Annotated in this window: 16 protein-coding genes; 11 read left to right on the top strand and 5 right to left on the bottom strand. The window is 69.0% G+C overall.

Going from position 1 to position 20,587, the window contains the following annotated elements:
* The first annotated feature begins 55 nt into the window (after nt 1-55).
* The 6 genes from G4D83_RS16595 (at nt 56) to G4D83_RS16570 (ending at nt 3,746) form a co-directional block, all read left to right on the top strand.
* Nucleotides 56-1,369: a hydroxyacid-oxoacid transhydrogenase gene (locus tag G4D83_RS16595; protein WP_163865727.1), complete on the top strand. Its 1,314-nt coding sequence runs from the start codon at nt 56-58 to the stop codon at nt 1,367-1,369.
* 19 nt (nt 1,370-1,388) lie between these two features.
* On the top strand, nt 1,389-1,823 hold the full coding sequence (locus tag G4D83_RS16590) for an acyl-CoA thioesterase (protein ID WP_163865726.1): 435 nt from the start codon (nt 1,389-1,391) through the stop codon (nt 1,821-1,823).
* A gap of 13 nt (nt 1,824-1,836) precedes the next feature.
* Nucleotides 1,837-2,358 (top strand): hypothetical protein, encoded by a 522-nt coding sequence (locus tag G4D83_RS16585; protein ID WP_163865725.1) that lies wholly within the window; start codon nt 1,837-1,839, stop codon nt 2,356-2,358.
* 186 nt (nt 2,359-2,544) lie between these two features.
* Nucleotides 2,545-2,823, top strand: coding sequence for a hypothetical protein (locus G4D83_RS16580; protein ID WP_163865724.1), 279 nt, complete (start codon nt 2,545-2,547; stop codon nt 2,821-2,823).
* A 60-nt stretch (nt 2,824-2,883) separates the two neighbouring features.
* Entirely contained in the window at nt 2,884-3,285 is a 402-nt protein-coding gene (locus tag G4D83_RS16575; RefSeq protein WP_240356362.1) for a hypothetical protein, read from the top strand.
* 5 nt (nt 3,286-3,290) lie between these two features.
* Complete coding sequence (locus tag G4D83_RS16570; RefSeq protein ID WP_163865722.1) at nt 3,291-3,746, top strand: hypothetical protein; 456 nt, start codon at nt 3,291-3,293, stop codon at nt 3,744-3,746.
* Between the two features lie 41 nt (nt 3,747-3,787).
* Here the strand turns inward: G4D83_RS16570 and G4D83_RS16565 are convergent, their stop codons facing one another.
* Nucleotides 3,788-5,233: an amidase gene (locus G4D83_RS16565; RefSeq protein WP_163865721.1), complete on the bottom strand. Its 1,446-nt coding sequence runs from the start codon at nt 5,231-5,233 to the stop codon at nt 3,788-3,790.
* A 104-nt stretch (nt 5,234-5,337) separates the two neighbouring features.
* Complete coding sequence (locus tag G4D83_RS16560; protein ID WP_163865720.1) at nt 5,338-5,715, bottom strand: hypothetical protein; 378 nt, start codon at nt 5,713-5,715, stop codon at nt 5,338-5,340.
* A gap of 272 nt (nt 5,716-5,987) precedes the next feature.
* Here G4D83_RS16560 and G4D83_RS16555 point away from each other — a divergent pair, with 272 nt between their 5' ends.
* The 3 genes from G4D83_RS16555 to G4D83_RS16545 all read left to right on the top strand — a co-directional run bounded on the left by G4D83_RS16555 (nt 5,988) and on the right by G4D83_RS16545 (nt 12,860).
* Entirely contained in the window at nt 5,988-8,015 is a 2,028-nt protein-coding gene (locus G4D83_RS16555) for a membrane dipeptidase (protein ID WP_240356361.1), read from the top strand.
* A gap of 67 nt (nt 8,016-8,082) precedes the next feature.
* A complete protein-coding gene (locus G4D83_RS16550) occupies nt 8,083-11,034 on the top strand; it encodes a DEAD/DEAH box helicase (protein ID WP_163865718.1) in 2,952 nt (983 codons plus the stop codon).
* 38 nt (nt 11,035-11,072) lie between these two features.
* On the top strand, nt 11,073-12,860 hold the full coding sequence (locus G4D83_RS16545; RefSeq protein WP_163865877.1) for a DUF885 domain-containing protein: 1,788 nt from the start codon (nt 11,073-11,075) through the stop codon (nt 12,858-12,860).
* Here the strand turns inward: G4D83_RS16545 and G4D83_RS16540 are convergent, their stop codons facing one another.
* The 3 genes from G4D83_RS16540 to G4D83_RS16530 all read right to left on the bottom strand — a co-directional run bounded on the left by G4D83_RS16540 (nt 12,861) and on the right by G4D83_RS16530 (nt 18,828).
* A complete protein-coding gene (locus tag G4D83_RS16540; RefSeq protein WP_163865717.1) occupies nt 12,861-14,600 on the bottom strand; it encodes a hypothetical protein in 1,740 nt (579 codons plus the stop codon). It lies immediately after the preceding gene.
* A gap of 136 nt (nt 14,601-14,736) precedes the next feature.
* A complete protein-coding gene (locus G4D83_RS16535) occupies nt 14,737-16,032 on the bottom strand; it encodes a DmpA family aminopeptidase (protein WP_163865716.1) in 1,296 nt (431 codons plus the stop codon).
* 84 nt (nt 16,033-16,116) lie between these two features.
* Nucleotides 16,117-18,828: a putative Ig domain-containing protein gene (locus G4D83_RS16530; protein ID WP_163865715.1), complete on the bottom strand. Its 2,712-nt coding sequence runs from the start codon at nt 18,826-18,828 to the stop codon at nt 16,117-16,119.
* 195 nt (nt 18,829-19,023) lie between these two features.
* Between G4D83_RS16530 and G4D83_RS16525 the strand changes: the two genes are divergently transcribed.
* Nucleotides 19,024-20,037 (top strand): hypothetical protein, encoded by a 1,014-nt coding sequence (locus G4D83_RS16525; RefSeq protein ID WP_163865714.1) that lies wholly within the window; start codon nt 19,024-19,026, stop codon nt 20,035-20,037.
* A complete protein-coding gene (locus G4D83_RS16520) occupies nt 20,038-20,481 on the top strand; it encodes a hypothetical protein (RefSeq protein ID WP_163865713.1) in 444 nt (147 codons plus the stop codon).
* The last annotated feature ends 106 nt before the right edge of the window (nt 20,482-20,587 follow it).

Here is a 20,587-nt window from a genome sequence, read left to right as displayed (position 1 = left end):
GTTCTTCCTCCCACCCACGCTAGATTGCGGCGGGAACCGGCGTGGGAGGACTGTCATGGGCTTTGGCTGTTGCCACTACCAGTCGGTGGGGGAGGGGTGTGACTCCGCCTTCACGATGGATGCGTCGCGCGTCACCTTCGGGCGAGGGTGTCTGGAGGAGGTGGGCGAGCGGGCCCGGGCGCTCGGCATGAAGCGCGTGGCGTTGTTCTCGGACGCGTGCGTGGCGCGGCTGCCGCACTTCGAGAAGGTGCGGGCCTCGTTGGTCGCGGCGGGACTCGACGTCGGTGTCTTCACGGAATGTCGCGTCGAGCCCACGGACCGCTCCTTCCTGGAGGCGGTGCGGTTCGCCGCGGACCTGCGCCCGGATGGCTACGTGTCTCTCGGTGGCGGCTCCGTCATCGACACGTGCAAGGCGGCGAACCTCTATGCGACGTGGCCCACCGACTTCCTGACCTATGTGAATGCCCCCGTGGGCGACGGGCGTCCCGTGCCGGGGCCGCTCAAGCCGCACATCGCCTGCCCCACGACGTCGGGGACGGGCAGCGAGGTGACGGGCATCACCATCTTCGACCTGCTCTCGTTGGGTGCGAAGACGGGCATCGCCTCGCACGCGCTGCGTCCCACCGAGGCGCTGGTGGACCCGGACTGCACCGCCACGCTGCCGGGTGAGGTGGTGGCCGCCAGCGGGCTGGACGTGCTCTCCCATGCGCTGGAGTCCTATACGGCGCGGCCGTACGTGCGGCGCCCCGCGCCTCCGCGTCCCAGCCTTCGGCCGATGAGCCAGGGGGCCAACCCGTGGAGCGACCTGGGGTGTCGTGAGGCCCTGCGGTTGATGGGGCTGTATCTGGAGCGCGGCGTGAAGGACGCGGGGGACCACGAGGCGCGCGAGCAGTTGATGTGGGCGGCGACGCTGGCGGGAATCGCCTTTGGCAACGCCGGAGTGCATGCGCCCCACGGCATGGCGTACGCGGTGGCGGGGCTGGTGCGCGAGTTCAGGCCCACGGGTTATCCCCAGGACGAGCCGCTCGTGCCCCATGGAATGGCGGTCATCCTGAATGCGCCGGCGGTGTTCCGCTACACGGCGGAGGAGAGCCCGGAGCGTCACCTGGAGGCCGCGACGTGGCTGGGCGCGGATGCTCGGGGCGCGGGGCCGAAGGACGCGGGCAAGGTGCTGGCGGACACGCTCATCCGCATCATGCGCGCGGTGGGGATGCCGAACGGCCTGGGCGGAGTTGGATACACCGAGGCGGACGTGGCGGCGCTGACGGAGGGGGCCTTCCCCCAGCAGCGGCTCTTGCAGAATGCTCCGCGAGAGATGACCCGGCCCGTGCTGGGTGGGCTGTTCCAGCAGGCGCTGGGGTACTGGTAGCCGTGGGGAGGGTGAAGCCGTGAGTGAGGTCGAGACCGCCGAGCGCTATCGCTACTTCCTGCCCATCACCACGCGGTGGATGGACAACGACGTCTACGGCCACATCAACAACGTCACGTACTACAGCTACTTCGACACGGTGGCGAACCACTTCCTCATCCACGAGGGCGGGTTGGACATCCACGGCAGCTCCGTCATCGGGCTCGTCGTGGAGTCGAAGTGTCACTACCGCGCGCCGCTCGCCTACCCGGACGCGCTGCGGGCGGGGCTGCGCGTGGACAAGCTGGGCACGCGCTCGGTGACGTATGGGATTGGCATCTTCAAGGAAGGGGAGACGGAAGCGGCGGCCCACGGGCACTTCGTGCACGTCTTCGTGGACCGACAGACGCGCAAGTCCACGGCGATTCCCGAACGACTGCGCGAGGCGCTTTCGCGGCTGACCCTGGCGACTTGAGGAGTTCTCCATCATGCCCGCTCTTCCTCCAGAGATGGTCCCCGCGCTCGTGGCCGGATTCGCCATGGTGTGCGTGCTCGTGTCGTTGGTCCTTCGCTTCCGCGACGGCTGGTCGGCCCTGGAACGTCACTACCTGTCCGAGGGCACCCAGCCGGATTCGATGCAGACCGAGGCATGGGGGCAGGTGGGCTCGATGGGGGCCAGCCAGGTCCTCGACGTGGGAGGCGACGAGCGGGGCCTCTACCTGGCGCCGGCGCTCCTGCTCGGGGGCTCGCGTGCTCCGCTGCGCATCCCCTGGTCGGAGCTTCATGAAAGGAATCGCGGGAGGGGTCCCTTCTTCATGAAGCTGGACACCTTTCGCGTGGGGCCACAGCGCATTCGGGTGAAGCTCCAGGCCTCCGTGTTGGAGGCCTACAGCGCATATCTTCCTCCGACGCATTGTCAGATGTGCTCGACCTTGGCTTTGACGCCCGGGGCGGTTCAGGCGCAGCGTGTGCTCCGCTGTTTCGGGTGCGCGAGGAGCTTTCAGGGGTGACCCTGGCGACTTAGGACCGATGCCATGCACTCACCTTTCCTCGACCTCCTGGTCAAGACGCACCCTTGGGGAGCCACGCTCCTGCTTGTCGTGGCAGGCGCGTCAGCCATGCGCGTGGCTTCGTGGGTGAGTGGTTGGCATGGCCTCGCGAGGCAGTTCCGTGCGGACGGGCCTGCCCCGAGCTCCATGCGAAACTTCACCTCGGGGAAGATCGGCTGGGTCGACTACAAGAACTGTCTTGCCGTGGGGGGCGATGAGCAAGGGCTCTACCTGGTGCCGAATCTCATCTTCCGACCCTTTCATCCGCCACTGAGGATCCCCTGGTCGGAGATTCATGACAGGGAAATCACGTCGTTCTTCTTCATGAAGAGCGACAGCTTTCGGGCCGGGGAGCACTCCACCCGGATTCAACTCCGGGCCTCCGTGACGGAGCCCCTCGACTCCTACCTGCCCCCCGTGAACTGAATGGAAGCGCTCGATATCACCTTTGACGCCAGGTCCGAATTGACAGGCGAAGTGGGGCCCGTGAAGTGTGGCCTCTGTGGCGAGGCCGCGCGGGGCCGGATGCTGAAGTCGGGTGGGATGCTGGCCCGGAGCTTCGGCTGGGATTGCCCATGCGGCGCGCTGGGCCTTCACGTGCCGCTGTATGACCTGGATGAGCTGTACAGCGATGTGCTCAAGGTCTGGGGCTTGAAACCTCGGGACCCGGAGGTCTCGCCTCCGGCTCCAGTGGGGGAGTCCGGGCTCTTGTCCGCGGTGTATGTGGATGGCCCCGCACTGCTCCGGAGCTTGTTCGCGGAGGCACGGAGTCAGGGCGCCCAGGTGGCTGCCACCGAGGTGCTGGTCCGGCTGATATTGCCTGGATTTTCTTCCCCCGCGTCCATCTGGGATGTGCTCTGGGCGCGTGCGCCTCGTCCGATGGAGTGACTTCGATGGAGGCTCAATCCCTGTTCCTGCTGGCCGCGACCTCCATTCCATTCTGGCTGGCCATTCCCCTGATAGCGGTGGGCCTGCTGGCCACGGCGCTCAACGCGTCAATGACAGGAGGCTGGTTCTGGCTCGCGCGGAGGTTCCGCACGGATGAGCCCATGCCGAGGGGCGCCATCGGCGGCGTCACGGGGAAGATGGGCTGGGTCTATTACAAGAACTCGCTCACCGTGGGCGTGGACGAGGATGGCCTCTACGTCTCGATGATTCCCGTCCGCACTCCCTTCCATCCGCCCTTGTTCATTCCCTGGTCGGAGATTCGAGAGCGAAGGCGGGAGAAGCCGCTCCTCTCCATCCTCACGAAGTTCGACAGGCTGGAGGTCGGTCCGAAGCGCACGGTGCTGCGCATCGAGAGCCTGGTCATGGATGGGCTCGGTCGATACCTGCCGCTGCCGCGCTGAGCCTCTCTCCGGCAGGAGGCTCAGCGCTGCTCAGAGATGTGTCACACGTCGCGCGCCGCGTGCACCGGAGGCCGGCGCACGGACCACGGGCGCGCCTCCTCGAGCTGTCCGGCGAGCCGGAACAAGGTGGCCTCGTCCGCGAAGCGGCTCACGAACTGGACGCCGATGGGCAGGTCCTGCGCATTCCAGTGCAACGGCACGGACATCGCCGGCTGTCCCGTCACGTTGTAGAGCGCGGTGAAGGGAATCAGGGAGAACACGAACCGGTACCACTCGCCCGCGCTCCTGGGCTTGTTGGAGTCCATCTCCCCGAGCAGGTAGGGCGGCCCCGCCGTCGTCGGCGTCAGCAGCAGGTCATGGTTCGCGTGGAACGCGCCCACCGCGCGGCTCACCTGATTGAACACCGCGAACGCCGCCTGGAGGTCCGTCGCCTTCAGCGCGCGGCCATGCTCCACCGCCGCCCACGTCGAGGCTTCCAGCGTGTCCGGGCCCACGGTGCGCCCCAAGGCCGTGCTCAGCATCTGCACCAGGAATGCGTTGGAGGAGGACCAGACCGTCACGAGGGCCTCCAGCAGGGCCTCGTTGTCATAGACAGGCTCCGCCTCGACGATGTCGTGCCCCAGCGAGGCGCACAGCTTCGCCACGTCTTCCACCGCCGCGACGCTGTCGGGACTCACGGGGACGCCGGAGGCCGCCTTCCTGGAGATGGCGATGCGCAGCTTCCCCGGCCCCCGTCGGACCTCCTCCAGGTAGGGCCGCTCCGGCGGCGGCGCGTGGTGCGGGTCGCCTACCGCGGGCCCTTGCGTGGCATCCAGCATGGCCGCGCTGTCGCGGACCGAGCGCGTCACCACATGCTCGATACCCAGGCCGTTGATGGCTTCTCCCGAGTTGGGCCCGATGGAGTTGCGTCCGCGCGTGGGCTTCAGACCAAAGACGCCGCAGAGCGCCGCGGGAATGCGCAGCGAGCCGCCGCCGTCATTGCCATGGGCCACCGGAACGATGCCCGCCGCCACCGCCGCCGCCGAGCCTCCACTGGAGCCGCCAGGGCTGCGTCCCAGGTCCCAAGGGTTGCGCGTGGGCCCATGCAGCACCGGCTCCGTCGTCGCGTTGTTGCCGAACTCCGGCGTGTTCGTCCGTCCCAGCAACACCACGCCCGTGCGACGGAAGCGCTCCATCAGGAAGCTGTCGAACGGCAGCATCAGGCCTTTCGTCAGCCGGCTCCCCAGGTCCGTCGGGACGCCCGCCGCGTGCAGCGCCAGGTCCTTGATGAGGAACGGCACGCCCGTGAAGGGCCCCTGCGGAAGCCCCTGCTGCACGGCGTTCTTCGCGTCCGCTTCCCGGACATCGATGACCGCGTTCAGCTTCGGATTGACGCGGGCGATGGCGTCGAGCGCCGCTTGCGTCAGCTCCGCCGGAGTCACTTCCTTGCGACGCACCAGCTCCGCCAGCCCCATCCCGTCGTATCGCGTGTACTCGTCCAGGTGCATAAGCCCTCGTGGCGCACCGGACGGCGGTTTGCGTCCCTGGTGCGGCGCGAGGATACAGCCAGGCCTCGGGCCGCCGCGATGACGGCCCAAGGAACCCCCTGACTTCAGTACCGGCAGGCGCGGGTTTCGCAGTAGCCCTGTTGCCCCTTGCACACGCAGTCGGAGTCGTCGCTGCACCGCGTCAACGGGCACGTCGGACCCCCACCACCGCCACCTCCGCCAGGCAGGGTGTAGCGACACCCATTGGCGACGCAGCTCACGCTGCTCGCGCCGGGGCACGCGGCCCAGCACTCGCTCACCGTCGAGCACCGGACCGCGACACAGACGAGGCTGGCCGCGTCCTGGGGCTCGCTCGTCTCCGCGCGGAGCTCCTCGCTGGACTCCATCGGAGCGGCTTCGCTGGCGGCCGGCTCGGCGGAGACGGCCGTGGTGAACGACAAGAAGAGGGCGAGGCTCCACGGAAGGACACGGCGCAGGGACATGACGGCTCCATCGAGGCTCCAGTCGTCCTCGCGCCAGTGCGGGACGCCGTGAGCAGGGACAATCGTATCAGGATGGCTCTGGCATCGCGGGTGCGAGCCCGTCGCTTCCAGGCCGGCGGCTTTCTCGTGACGCACAGCGGCGTCCTCTGAAAACGCTGTGTCACGGTGGGCGGGGATTGCTCGATATGCCCGTCGTGCGGGGAGTATCCTCCCCCCTGGCGAAGACGGAGCCGTCCGTCCGCGCACATTCAGAAGGAATCTCCTCCATGTTCATGTCCCAGCATCGTCGGCGCCAGGCATCCCTGGCCCTCCTTCCTCTCACCCTCTGTCTCGGGCTCGCGTGTGGCCCCGTGCAGGAGGGTGAGGCCCCTGTCGCGCCCGCCCCCGAGGTCCAGTCACAGCCCCTGGCCGCGCCGGGCTTCGCGGAGCTGCACCACCACATGTTCGCGGAGGAGGCGTTCGGCGGCGGGTGGTTCCATGGCAGCCACACCGGCTCGCTGACGAGCTGTGACGGCGGTCTGCCGGAGAGCGACCACGCGCGGGTGCGCATGGACCTGAGCAACTTGCTGAACCTGTGCCCCGGCGTGGACCTGAGCGGCAACCCGCTGCTCGCGGCGCTCTTCGGCATCGGCGGCGCGGTGGGCTCGGAGTTCATCGGTAAAATCGAGGGCACCGAGGGCGACACGGGCATCCACCTGGGGCGCATGTCGGTCAACACCCAGTGGCCGCGTTGGGACACCATCGCGCATCAGCAGGCGTGGGAAGGGTGGCTGCGGCAGGCGCACCAGGGCGGCATGTCCCTGGTCATGGTGTCGCTGGTCAGCAACGAGTTCCTCTGCAAGGCGCTGCCGTACCAGAACATCTCCCGGCCCTGTGACGAGATGGCGGACGTGGAGCTGCAGCTCCAGATGGCGCGGGCCTTCGACGCGCGCACCGACTGGGCGGAGATCGCCCTGACGCCGTCGCACGCGCGCAACATCATCGCCGCGGGCAAGCTGGCCATTGTCCTCTCCATCGAGACGAGCAAGCTGTTCGGCACCAAGGACTGGCGCACGGAGCTGGACCGCTTCCACTCCCTGGGTGTCCGCTCGCTCCAGCCGGTGCACCAGTTGGACAACCGCTTCGGCGGCGCGGCGCTGCACAACCCCATCTTCCAGGCCGCGCAGTTCACGGAGAACTGCCACATCGACACCGACTGCGGCGTGACGACGGACACCATGACGCTGGGCTTCGACGTGTACCGCGACGCGGCCGGCAACTGCCGCAACACCAAGGGTCTCACCGCCGACGGCAAGGCCCTGCTCCAGACGATGATGGGCAAGGGCATGCTCATCGATGTGGCCCATCTGTCGGAGAAGGGCCTGCAGGACGCCTTCGCCGTCGCCCAGACGAACACCTACTACCCGCTGGTCATCTCCCACGGCCACTTCCGCGAGGTGATGAACCCGAAGCTCGCCAACGACGAGAAGACGACGCCCGCGTGGGTGGTGCGCTACCTGCGCCAGACGGGTGGCATCTTCGGCCTGCGCACCGCGCATGACGAGACGCGCGCGTACACCCGCTCCGGTGTCGCCAACAACTGCCACGGCTCCACGCGCTCGCTGGCCCAGGCCGTCGAGTTCGGTCGTCAGGGCCTCAAGGTCCCCATGGCCCTGGGCGCGGACCTCAACGGGTTCATCCAGCAGACGCGTCCGCGCTTCGGCAACAACGGCGCGTGCTCGGCGACGTTCCAGGCGGAAGCGGATGCGCACCTGCGCCAGCAGAACGTCTCCGGGCCCGCGCGCCTGGGCACGGGCTTCGACGAGTTCGGCCTCGCGCACGTGGGCTACCTGCCCGACTTGCTGAAGGACCTGGGCCGCGTGGGCGCGAACACCACGGGCCTGACGGGCTCCGCGGAGACCTTCCTCAAGGTGTGGGAGCGCGCGTCCAATCCGCGCACGGGCATGGCGGACGCGGCGGCGGATATCGACACCACGGGCGTGGCCACCTACGTGGACAAGGGCACGCGCGAGGCCGCGTACCCGGTGCTGTGCGGTGAGCACTACGCGCCGGACTCCAAGGCGGTGGGCGAGTCCTGCCGCTTCAAGGAGGAGTGCATCAGCGACGCGTGCACCGCGTCCGGGTGCAACATCGCGGGCACCTGCATCTGCGACGAGGAGGCCGATTGCTCGAGCTCCCAGTACTGCGGTTGGGGGCTCAACACCGGCAAGTGCCAGCCGAAGAAGGCCAAGGGGGCGACCTGCCTGTATGGCAAGGAATGCCTGTCTAATAGCTGCCGTTGGACGCTGACCTGTAACTGAGCCGGGAGCCGGGGTGCGCATCGCCGTTGCGCGGCGCACCCCGGGGGCGTAGGGAGTCGAGACTCCCATGTCCGCATTCGCCCAACTGCTCGAAGCCGTTCGGAAGGAAGCCCGCCCCGGTCTCTGGTCCAAGGGGGTGGGGCTCGCCCGTGACGGGGCCGTGGTCCTCCAGTCGAAGACGGACAGCGAGTTGGAGCTGAGGGTCCGCTCGGCGGGGCGCCCGGTCCCCTTCACGGTGGCCCTCTATCCCGCCGACGACGCCTGGGAGTGTGACTGCCCCAGCCTCGTGGACCCGTGTGAGCACGTCGTCGCGGCGGCCATCTCGCTCCAGCAGGCGGAGCGGGCGGACGCGCCCATGGAGACGGCGGCGACCCGCTGGTCTCGCATCGTGTATCACTTCACGCGCACGGGGGACGGCCTCCAGCTCAAGCGCACGCTGGCCCACGCGGACGGCAAGGAAGAGGCGCTGGACGGCAGCCTCGCGTCGTATATCGCCAAGCCCGCGCAGGCCGCGAAGCTCCAGGTGGAGCAGGCGGACCTGCTCGCCGACCGCATCCTGGAGCAGCGGCGCACGCGCGGCACGCTCAACCCGGAGACGCTCGACGCGCTCCTCAAGGTGCTGGTGCAGGCGCGCAACGTCCTGTTGGACGGTCGCCCCGTCGCCATCCCCGACGAGGTGGTGGTGCCCCGGGCGCTCGTCGAGGAGCGCGGCGGGCAGCTCGTGGTGACGGTGGCTCGCGACGCGCGCGTGTCCGAAGTCGTGAGCCCTGGCGTCGCCCGCGTGGGAGACGCGCTGGCCCGGATGGGGGAGACGGGCATGACGGGGCCGTGGCTCCAGAATCTCCCCATCGTCCGCACGTACAGCGCGGAGAATCTCGGCGAGCTGACGTCGAAGGTGCTGCCGGAGCTGGGCCGCCGGATGCCGGTGGACGTGCGCACGAAGCGCGTGCCGTCCATCGACCGCGAGCTCAAGCCGCGCATTCTCCTGGAGCTGAACCAGCTCGAGTCCGGCCTGTCCGTGCTGCCCACGCTCGTCTACGGCGCGCCGCCGACGGTGCGAATCGACAACGGGAAGATGGTGTACCTGCGCGGCGCGGTGCCGCTGCGCGACGAGGCGGTGGAGCAGCGGCTCATCCACGACTTGCGCGAGGAGCTGAACCTGGTGCCCGGCCGGCGGGTGACGGTGCAGGGGCCGGAGATGGTGCGCTGGGCGGACCGGCTGCGGCGGTGGGGCGGAGACCTGGCCGGTGACGGCGCGTCGGTGGTGAGCCCCGACGTGAAGCTGCGCCCGTCGCTCACGGTGGAGTCCGCGGGCGGGGTGGGCATCCCCGAGGTGCGCTTCACGCTCGAGTTCCAGGTGGAGGGTGGCAAGGGCGGCGAGGCCCGCTCGGTGGACGCCGCGGCGGTGGTCCGGGCGTGGCAGGAAGGGCTGGGGCTGGTGCCGCTGGTGGGGGGAGGCTGGGCGCCCCTGCCGCGCGCGTGGCTGGACAAGCATGGTCAGCGCGTCGCGGACCTGCTCGCCGCGCGCCAGTCGGACGGACGCGTCGCGAACCACGCGCTGCCGCAGCTCTCCTCGCTGTGCGAGACGCTGGAGCAGCCGCCTCCGCCGGGCCTGGACAAGCTGGCGCCGCTCGTCGAGGGCTTCGAGAAGCTGCCGCCGCCCGTGCTGCCCGAGGACCTCAACGCGTCGCTGCGCCACTACCAGCAGACGGGTGTGAGCTGGCTGGGCTTCCTCAAGAGCGCGGGGCTGGGCGGCATCCTCGCGGACGACATGGGCCTGGGAAAGACGCTGCAGACCATCTGCGTCCTGGGGCCGCGCTCGCTCGTCGTCTGCCCCACCAGCGTGCTGCCCAACTGGGTGGCGGAGCTGAAGCGCTTCCGTCCGTCGTTGAGCGTCTGCGTCTACCACGGCCCCGGCCGCGAGCTGGACCCGGCGGCCGACGTGACGCTCACCACGTACTCGATTCTGCGCCTGGACGCGGCGGCGCTGGGGTCCAAGGAGTGGGCGGCCCTGGTGCTGGACGAGGCACAGGCCATCAAGAACCCGGACAGCCAGGTGGCGCGCTCCGCGTTCGGCCTCAAGTCCAACTTCCGCCTGGCGCTCAGCGGTACGCCGCTGGAGAACCGGCTGGACGAGCTGTGGAGCTTGATGCACTTCACCAACCCGGGCCTGCTCGGGGGCCGGCGGCAGTTCGAGGAGAAGGTGTCGCGCCCCATCTCCGAGGGCAGCGCGGCGGCCTCCGCGGACCTGCGTCGCCGCATCCGCCCCTTCGTGCTGCGCAGGCTCAAGCGGGACGTGGCGCCGGAGCTGCCCCCGCGCATCGAGTCGGTGATGCACGTGTCGCTGGATGAGCGCGAGCGCTCCATCTACGACTCCGTCATGGCCGCGACGCGCAAGGAGGTGGTCGCCCTGCTCAACGAAGGGGGCAGCGTGCTCAAGGCGCTGGAGGCGCTCCTTCGGCTGCGGCAGGCGGCGTGTCACCCCGCGCTCGTCCCCGGGCAGAAGGCGACCTCTTCGTCGAAGGTGGAGACGCTGGTGGACGCGCTCGACACCGCGGTGTCGGAGGGCCACAAGGCGCTCGTGTTCTCCCAGTGGACGTCGCTCTTGGACCTCATCGAGCCGGCGCTGAAGCAGGCGGGCATCGGGTTCGACCGGCTGGATGGCACCACCGTGAATCGCGGCGATGTCACGTCCCGCTTCCAGTCCGAGGATGGGCCGCCGGTGTTGCTCATGTCGCTGAAGGCGGGCGGTACGGGCTTGAACCTCACGGCGGCGGACCACGTCTTCCTGGTGGACCCGTGGTGGAACCCGGCAGTGGAGGCGCAGGCGGCGGACCGCGCGCACCGCATCGGCCAGGAACGGCCGGTCAACGTCTACCGCCTGGTGTCCCAGGGCACCGTCGAGGAGCGCATCCTCGGGCTCCAGGACAAGAAGCGCGCGCTGATGGAGGCCGCCTTGAGTGAGGCGGCCGGCGCCGCGGCCATCACCCGTGAAGACCTTCTGGAGTTGTTCTCGTGAACTGGCTTCGACTGACCACCGTGGGGGTTTTCCTGATGATGTCCCTGGACGCCGAGGCGAAGAAGTCGGACGCGGCCACCCTGCTGCGCTCCCTCATCGAGCAGGATTGGCAGTACCAGCTCGAGCACAGCCCGACGTACGCGTCGGTGCAGGGGGACCGTCGCTGGAACGAGCGCTGGGATGACCTGAGCCTCGCGGCCATCCAGGCGGACCATCAGCACTCGCGCCAGGTGCTGGAGAAGTTGAAGAAGGTGGAGCGCGCGAAGCTGTCCGCCGAGGACCAGCTCAACCTGGACCTGTTCCGCAAGGACCACGAGACGTGGGTGGAGGAGCACCGCTTCGGCTGGTACCTGCTGCCCGTGAATCAGATGGGGAGCATGCCGGAGGGAATCAAGCAGCCGCCCGGCGTGCAGACGGCCTACCAGCTCGCGGACACGCTGCGCTTCGAGACGGTGAAGGACTACGAGGACTGGCTCGTCCGGCTCCAGGGCTTCGGCACCTATGTGGACCGGGTGGTGGCGCTGATGCGCGAGGGCCTGCGCCAGAAGAAGGTGCACCCGCGCGTCATCCTCGAGCGCATCCCGCCCCAGATTCAGCGGCAGTTGGTGGAGGACCCGACGAAGAGCGGCTTCTACAGCCCCTTCCTGCGCTTCCCGAAGAAGCTCCCCGCCGCCGAGCAGCAGCGCCTCGCGGAGGCGGGCCAGAAGGCCGTGCGCGAGGGCGTGGTGCCCGCGCTGCGGCGCTTCCACCAGTTCCTCACCGCCGAATACATCCCGGCCGCGCCCGAGGACGTGGGCATCTGGCGGTTGCAGGACGGCGCGGAGATGTATGGCTTCTTCGCGCGCAAGTACACGACCACCTCGATGACGCCGGAGCAGATCCACGCCCAGGGGCTGGCGGAGGTGAAGCGCATCCGCGGGGAGATGGAGGCCATCATGAAGCGGACGGGCTTCCAGGGCTCGCTCGCGGAGTTCTTCCAGTTCCTGCGCACGGACCCGCGCTTCTACGCCCGTACCGGCGACGAGCTGCTGATGCGCTACCGGGCGCTGGCCAAGCAAATCGACCCGCGGCTGGTGCGCCTGTTCAAGACGCTGCCGCGCCAGCCCTACGCGGTGGAGCCGACGCCCGAGGCGATGGCGCCCGACGTGACGACGGGCTTCTACTATCCGGCGGCCTCGGACGGCTCGCGCCCCGGCACGTACCTCGTGAACCTCTACCGTCCGGAGACGCGCCCGCTCTGGGAGATGGTGCCCCTCACGCTGCACGAGGCCGTTCCCGGACATCACTTCCAGACGGCCCTGGCCACCGAGCAGACGGGGCTGCCGGAGTTCCGTCGCTACGGCTACTACGTGTCCTACGGCGAGGGCTGGGCGCTGTACTGCGAGACGCTGGGCGACGAGCTGGGCCTCTACGCGGACCCGTACGACAAGTTCGGCCAGCTCTCGTACGACATGTGGCGCGCCGTCCGCCTCGTCGTGGACACGGGCATGCACGCGAAGAAGTGGACGCGCCAGCAGGCGCTCGACTACTTCATGGAGAACGCGCCCCGCCAGGCGTTGGACATCACCAACGAGGTGGACCGCTACATCGCCTGGCCCGGGCAGGCGCTCGCATACAAGGTGGGGCAGCTCAAGATTCAGGAGCTGCGCACGCGCGCCGAGCAGGCGCTGGGCTCGCGCTTCGACGTTCGCGAGTTCCACGACGTGGTGCTGCTGGGGGGCTCGCTGCCGCTGGACGTCCTGGAGCGCAAGGTCGACGCGTGGGTGGCGGGACAGCAGCCTCCCTCCGGAAAGAAGGGGGCTTCGTCCCACGCACCGGCGCCGTAGCTACTTGCCGAACTTCACGGTGGCCCGCATCAGTTGCTTGATGGCGCGGTGGGCGCGCGGGCCACCGGCCTTGATGAGGCGGTCATTCAGGTCGTCCACCAGCCGGTGGCGGAGGGGAGGCTCGGTGGTGAGCAGGGCCTCGTAGCTGGCCCGCAGCTCCTCCTCCCGCTCCGCGAAGGCGCGCAGCTCCTGCTCCCGCGCGGCGAGCTGCTCCTTCAGGGTGAACAGCTCCGCCCGCTCCTCGTCGCGCACGGCGAGCCGCTCGCGCAGGGTGGTCAGCTCCAGTTGCTCCGCCTCCCACTGCGTGCGCCGTGACTCCAGCTCTCGCAGCCGCGCCTGGGTGGCCTCGCTGTCCGCGAGCAGCGCGTGGTGACGTGCCTCGGCGTCCTGGGCCGCGGCCTGGGCCGTCCGGGCGTCCTCGCTCCGCTGGTGATGCGCCTGCCGCAGCTCCTGGCGGAGGTCCTCCATCCACAGGGATGCACGAGCCACCCAGCTCATGTCCTGGGGCGGCTGCTCCAGGCTGAGGGCCAGTTGCTCCAGCCACGCGCGGCGCAGCGCCCGCTGACCCTCGATGTACCCCGTGCCTCGCGCCAGGGACTGGCTCCAGTCACTCGCGAGGAACTCCTCCAGCGAGCCCTCCGTCTCGGCGAGGCCCGCCTTCTTCTGACGGTAGTAGTCATTGAAGGCGAACAGATGGGTGGGCACGCCCGCGACCTTGCCCAAAAGCGTCACGTGGTAGGACGAGGCCACCAGCACCTCGCTCTGGCGAATCTTCTCGACGGCCTGGGACAGCCGCCCCTGGAAGAGCAGGCCCACCAGGTCGATGACGTCCGCGAGCGGAAAGTGCTCCGGGAAGGCCGTCTTGCGCATGGCCGCGACGCTGTCCTCCACCACGGGCCGCTCGTCGATGTACGCGTTGAGGACGACGGGCGCGGCGCTCTCTCCGAACCGCGCGCGCAAGGCCTGGAGCTGCTCGTTCATCCGCGTGCTGGGCGTGGGCTGCACCTCCGGGTCCTCGCCCACGTTGGTGTAGACGTACGTGGAGAGGTTCATGTGCAGCGCGAAGCGGCCGGGGACAGGGGACAGGGCCCCCGCGAGCGCGGCCTCCTCCGTCGCGCGCTCCAGCTCCTCCAGCGCGTCGTCACCGGAGAGCCGCGCCTGAATCCCACAGGCCATCAGGGCCTCGGTGGACTCCGGGTCCCGACACCCGATGAGCGCGGGCCGCCACTGCCGCGCATGCGCCGCGACGCGGCCGGCGAACTCGGGCCCCACCTGGAGCCCGGACAGGACGTAGTGGACCGGGAGCCAGGTGCGCAGGACGGTCTCGATGAGCCCCAGCATCGCGTCTCCCCAGCGGGCGTTGAAGTACCCGCCGCCATAGACATGCAGGTGGGCGGGGCCCTGGAGCTGGAGAGGGGACACGGGCTCCAGTCCCAGCTCCCTCGCCGTGCGGTCCGCCTCCTCCTCGGGCGCGGACGAGAAGAAGACGAAGTCCTCCGTCCCGAGCACGCCAGGGAGCTGTCGCAGGGCCTGCGGGTCCGCCACCCTGCTCAGCTCATGCAAGGAGGCGACGACCGACGACTCCTTGCGCGCGCGGTGCCAGCGCACGACGCCTTGGAGCATGAGGATGTCCCCGAAGTTCCAGTAGCCGTTGAATCCTCCAGCGAGGAGGACCTTCGACAGTTCGGGGCTGTTGAGCTTCTTCAGGGTGATGGGCGTCGCGAAGAAGGAGAAGCGCATCCTTTTTCTTAACCACGGACATCACGACGCCGTCATCCGTAACCGACCTCAAGGGATGTGACAGTGCACGGTTTCACAGAGGCCCGGTCTCTTCCCGCGCGAATGTTTCACGCGCACCTCCGAGCACACCTCCCGCTCATCGCCCCGACTTCCTGGCGGGCGTCTGCTTGGGCGTGGGCGCGGGTGTGAGCCGTCCGTGTTTCCGCAGGGCCTTCACCAGTCCGTCATGGGGCAGGCCGTAGACGCGGACATTGTCCGCGCCCGTCATGGTGTCGGAGGCGAGCATCGCGTTGAGGATGGCTTCCTGCGTGGCCTGCACGGTGGCTTCGAAGAGGGGGTTGAGTCTGTCATTGCCGAGCACCATGACGTTGGCGAGATGGGCCTCCGTCGGAGGCTTCAGGTGCTGGGTGGAGAACGCGAGGAAGATGTCTCCCGAGTAGTTCTCACCCAACCCGCCCATCTTGGAGATGCCGAGTGGCACGCGTCGCGCGAGCCGTCCGAGCTGATGGGGCAAGAGGGGCGCATCCGTCGCGACGACGACGATGATGGAGCCCGCGCCCTCGAAGGGATTGGGCACGGCGGGCGGGGGTGCCTTGGTGTCGCAGGACGACAGGCCGTGCAGCATGGGGCTGCCAGGCTTCTGCGCGCCGAGGTAGCAGGGCTTGTTCCCCGGCAGCTCCTCGCCCACGGGGACGCCCTCGACGGAGAACAGCCGCCGCGAGCCGTAGTTGCATTGCACCAGCACCCCCAGGGTGTAGCCGCCCGCGGACTCGGGCAGTTTGCGTGAAGCGGTGCCGATGCCGCCCTTGAAGCCATGGCACACCATGCCGGTGCCTCCGCCGACGGAGCCCTCCACCATGGGGCCCGGGCGCGCCGATTCGAGGGCCTGGTGTGCGTGGTGGGGCTTGAGGTGGAAGCCGTAGATGTCATTCAGCATCCCGTCCCACGTCTCCGCGACGACGGGCAGGCCCAAGTCCCACGCGAGGTTCTTGTCCACCGCCCAGGAGATGACGGCCTCGCGCACCGCGCCGATGTCGTTGGTGTTGGTGATCATCACCGGGCCGTTGAGCTCACCGGACTCGTGAATCCAGTGGGTGCCCGTCATCTCGCCGTTGCCGTTGAGGGCGTAGGTGGCGGCGAACACCGGCTCGGAGACGCCGTCCTTGCCTCGGGGCAGCACCGCCGTGACGCCGGTGCGCACGGGGCCCTTGCCCTTCACGATGCGGCCCTCGCCGGAGATGAGCGTCGTGTGGCCCACCTCCACGCCGGGCACGTCGGTGATGGCGTCGAGCGGACCGGACTGGCCACCGAAGGTGATGCCCAGGTCCCTGGCACGAGCCCGAGGGCGCTCTGTCTGAGCGGCGCCGAGCGAGGGAGTCATTGACAGACAGAGCAGCACGGAGGGGAGCAGGAGTCGCCAGCGGTTGCGCATGCCCCGCTTCCTACTCCTCCCCGCCCCTCGCGTGTAGCGCGGAGGCGAGGGCGCCCGTGGATTCTCGAGCGCCCTCGCGGTGCGTCAGAACGCGGTGCCGTCCGCGCGCAGTCCGGGCGATGAAGAGAGTCCGGAGGGCAGCGCGGTGTGATGCACGAACACGCCGTTCGGGTCCGTGTCCGGAGAGCGGTTGTCGGACACGTTGTCCACGGTGGTGGCATAGCTGTATGTGTCCACGTCGGCGTTGTCCGGCTTGCGCAGGCGCACTGTGTCGCTGTCGTTGCCCAGGCCGAGCGCTCCACTGGAGGCGCGCACCGCGTTCGTCCTGCCCGGGGGAATGCCCGCCGTCCCTCCGAAGACGACCACGGCCTTGCCCGCGCCAAGCGTCGTCCCCACCGGGAAGACATGGCGTGAGAGGGCGGAGTCCCACACGCTCCACCCGGAGATGTCCAAGGCGACAGGGCCCACGTTCACCAGCTCCACGAACTCGTAGGCGACGTTGTTGCTGCCGCTGATGGCGGGCTCGTTGGCGAGCACCTCGTTGATGATGACGCGGCCGGTGCCGGTGGTGATGGTCAACGCGGCATCACTCTCGTCGAAGAGGGCGGCGTTTGATGCATCCACCACCCGCACGAGCGTGCTGCTGGACGCGATGGCCGGCAGCGTCCACGCGTAGCTGCCCTGGACGGCGGGCACGGAGGCGGCCAGCACGCTCCACGTCGTACCGCCGTCGGTGGTGGCTTCCACGCGCACGTCGGCGATGCCCCAGGCGTACCAGCGGATGGGGAGCATGGAGCCCGCCGCGTACGTGCCGCCATGGGGCTCCTTGAGCCGCACGAAGGGCGCCGTGGCGGAGCTGAACGCGTAGGTGCTCACGACGGGGCGATGGTCGCTCAGGGTGTTCAGGTAGTCGGGCACCCACTGGTCCGCGTAGAGGACCTCGGCGGTGTCGGAGAGGTAGCGGGCGGCCACCTCGTTGCTGGCCAGCGTGTGGTCCACCATGTTCTCGAAGCCGATGGCCGTGTCGTCGCCCACCAGCGACAGCTCTCGAGTGATGAAGGTGTAGCCGCTCGGGTCCGACACGAAGTCCTGGTACGGCGTGGGCAGCGGCTGCTGGGTGTCGGGGTCCAGGGTGATGGACTCGTCCACGTCGTCGTTCCAGTCGCCGATGACGAGCACGTGCGTCTGGGCGAGGTTCTGGTCCAGGTACTCCTTCAACGCGGCGCTCGCGCGCTCCCGGGCCTCACGGGGGCCGGTGGGGTCCGCGCTCTCCGCGCGCATGTGGACCACGATGGCGACGAGCGGCGTCTGCGCGCCCTGGATTTCGGTGGTGAAATTCACACGCAGGGGCGGGCGGTTGCCGAAGTCGCTCTCGCTGCCGATGCGCAGCAGCTCCGCGCTCTGGAAGGTGAGCGAGCTGTCGTAGAGGATGCCCAGCTTCTGCGTGCTGGCGCCGTACGGGCTGGTGCTGCCCGTGACGAAGCTGGCGTTGTTGGAGAGAAAGCCGCTGAACCCCGGGAGCTGGGCCTTGAGGGTGTCGAAGTCGGCGACGTCGACCATCTCCACCATGCCCCACAGGTTGGCGCCCGCCTCGAGCATGACGTCGCGCGCGTAGGAAATCTGCAGGTCATCCAGCGCGCCGCCCTGGGACGTGGAGTTCGGGGGGCCCTGGGTGTCCGAGCCGAAGTAGGTGAGGTTGTAGTGGCCCACCTTGAACACCGGGGGAGTGAAGCCGGTGATGGACAGCACCAGGCTCCGAGAGGCCGTGCGGGACGTGGAGTCCGTCGCGGTGACGATGAGGTCGAAGGTGCCCTGCACGGTGGGCGTCCCGGAGAGGACTCCCGAGGAGGACAGCGCGAGGCCGTCCGGCAGCGCGCCCAGGGGGACGGCCCAGGTCAGGGGCTCCATGCCTCCCGTGGCAGTGAGGGTGGACTCGTAGGACTCGTCCCGGGTGGCACCCGGCAGCGACGTGGTGGTGACGGTGAAGGACGTCAGGACGATGAGCTGGGATGCATACAGCGCCCGCTTGTTGTTGGCGTCCGTGGCCGAGACGACGAAGCTGAACTCCCCCGCCTGCGTGAGCGTTCCATGGAGGAGGCCCTGCCCGGACAGCGACAGGCCCGGCGGCAGGTCGCCCACGGGCGCGAAGGTGAAGGGCGCCTTGCCTCCGGAGGCAGTCAGCGTGAGCGAGAGGCTGTCACCCACTTGCTGGGTGGGGAACTGGAACTGGCCGATGCGCGGTGGCTCGTAGACGGTGAGGGAGAGGTCCGCGGTATCGCTCGCATCTGCCGCGTCCCGCACGCGCACGGTGAAGGTCGAGGTCCCCGCGGCGGAGGGCATCCCACTGAGCGTCCCGTTGGCGTTGAGAGTGAGGCCCGCGGGCAGCGCGCCCAGGGTGACGGCCCAGGTCAGGGGCGCCCGTCCACCGGAGACCGACAGGGCGATGGAGTACAGGCTGCCGGTGTAGGTGTCCGCCAGCGTCTCCGTGAGGATGGCCGGAGGCGTGGCGGGGCCGGCGTCCGTCTCGGGGCCCGCGTCCGGGACGAAGCCACCGTCCAGGTCGGGACCGCTGTCCGGGGTGAAGCCGCCATCCGTGTCGGGGCCCGCGTCCGTGTCGGGGCCACTGTCGGGTGTGGGGCCCGCGTCGGTGTTCGGGCCACTGTCGGGGTCGCCGCCATGGGGGCCCGCATCCGTCTGGACTCCGCTGTCCACCACTCCGGGAGTGGGGTCGGAGTCGGAGCAGGCGGCCAACAGGAAGAGGGCGAGCAGCGGCGCGAGTGCGCGATGCGACAACATGAAGAACTCCAAACGAGGAACGAAGTACGCGGAGAGAAGTGAATCCTAGCGCGGGGGCTTCTCGCGGACGCGGGTGGGTGGAGGCGGGGGCGTCAGGTCCGTTTCGGGCCCGGCGTCCGAGGCCACGAGACCGGCCCCCCGGCGCACGGTTCCTGGAGCTGGCCCCTCGGCTCCCTGCGCGAAAAAAGAACAGTCATGACCGAGCGTGAGCTGACGCATCTCGAGGTGCCGTGTTTCGTCGATTTCGCGGAAGCCCTCTCGGGGCGCGAGTTGATGGCCCAGGGCGTGGGACCCGACTTCGACCTGTGGCTCCTGGCCCTGGAGGGAGAACGGGATGACCGGGAGCAAGTCGCACCGGACCTTCCTTCCTTCGCGAAGTCGCTGGCGGACGCGCCCCAGACCTACGAGGTCCTTCGCTTCTCAGCGCCGGGTGCTCCACCCCAGTGCGTCCGCCTGCCCCCCAACCGACGCAACTTCCATTTCGTGCAGCCGCTCCCGGACGGTGAGCTGCTGCTGGTGGGCGGGCGCTGCAGGTACCTCGACAAAGACGCGCACGAGCGCAACGCGGTGGTCTTCTCCCGCGATGGGCGCGTGAGTCGCGAGCTGACCCTCGGGGACGGCATCCAGGACGTGCAGGCCACCGCCGATGGGCGCCTGTGGGTGAGCTACTTCGACGAAGGCGTACTCGGCAACCGGGGGTGGGGTCGTGGGGATATCGACAGCGAGCCGATTGGACGCAGCGGGCTGGTCCTCTTCGATGCGCGAGGCCAGCGACTGAGTGAGTACGACGCGAGGGCCGTGGGCACCGACGTCATCGTCGACTGCTATGCGCTCAACGTCGCGGCGAACGACGAGATGTGGCTGTACTTCTACACGGACTTTCCCCTGGTCCGGCTTCGCGAAGGAGGCCGTCCCGCCGTCTGGAAGACCCCCGTCGCCGGAGCGAGCGCGCTCGCCGTGGGCGCGACGCACGTGCTGTTCGGTGGCTCCTATTCAGCGCGCTCCACCTTCGAGCTGTTCGCCCTGCACGGTGGCGGCAAGGACACGCTCGCTCCCGCGGGCACCTTTGTCTTCGTGGACCCGGACGGAACGCGGTGGCAGCCCACGTGGATGTGCGGGCGCGGCCCCTGGCTCTATGGCGGCGAGGGCACGCGCGCTTTTCGTATCGACCTCGACACCCTGGTGGCGGCAACCCGGGTCTGGCACTGAATGCTCCTGACACTCACGACGACTCACTCTCCCGCGACGGACCTGGGCTACCTGCTGCACAAGAGCCCGCCCACGCCCCATTCATTCGACGTGTCGTTCGGTCAGGCACACCTGCTGTTGCTGACGTGTTCGTCGAGCAGGCTTATCTTCCCTGCGATGATGACCTGCAATGCAGCGTGGCCGAATGGCTGCTGTGACCGTGACGTGTGGCAAGCGGGGCTTTGTGCCGGGCACTACATGCAGCGTCGGCGCGGGAAGCCCTTCGCATCGTTGAAGGGGGCTCACGGAGTTGATCCGCGCGACCTTGTTCCCGTCAGATTCGAAGCGCCCCGTGCCGACGTCGAGGCACTGCAGGCCGAGGCGAAACGCCGGGACCTTCCCGAGGCTGCCCTTCACCGTGAGGCATTGGGTCAATGGGTGGCGAAACTCAAGGCCGAAGGGTAGGACACGACCTTGCCGCGCAGCCCGAAGATGAACGTGAGGTGCATGCCACCTGGGCACATGACCTTCAGAAAAGCCGCGCTGCTGTGTGGCCCGCCCCACGCGCGGG

This window comes from Myxococcus eversor (assembly GCF_010894455.1).
Classification (GTDB): domain Bacteria; phylum Myxococcota; class Myxococcia; order Myxococcales; family Myxococcaceae; genus Myxococcus; species Myxococcus eversor.
The sequence above is the reverse complement of the archived record's forward strand: the minus strand, read 5'-3'. Positions and strand labels throughout refer to the sequence as shown.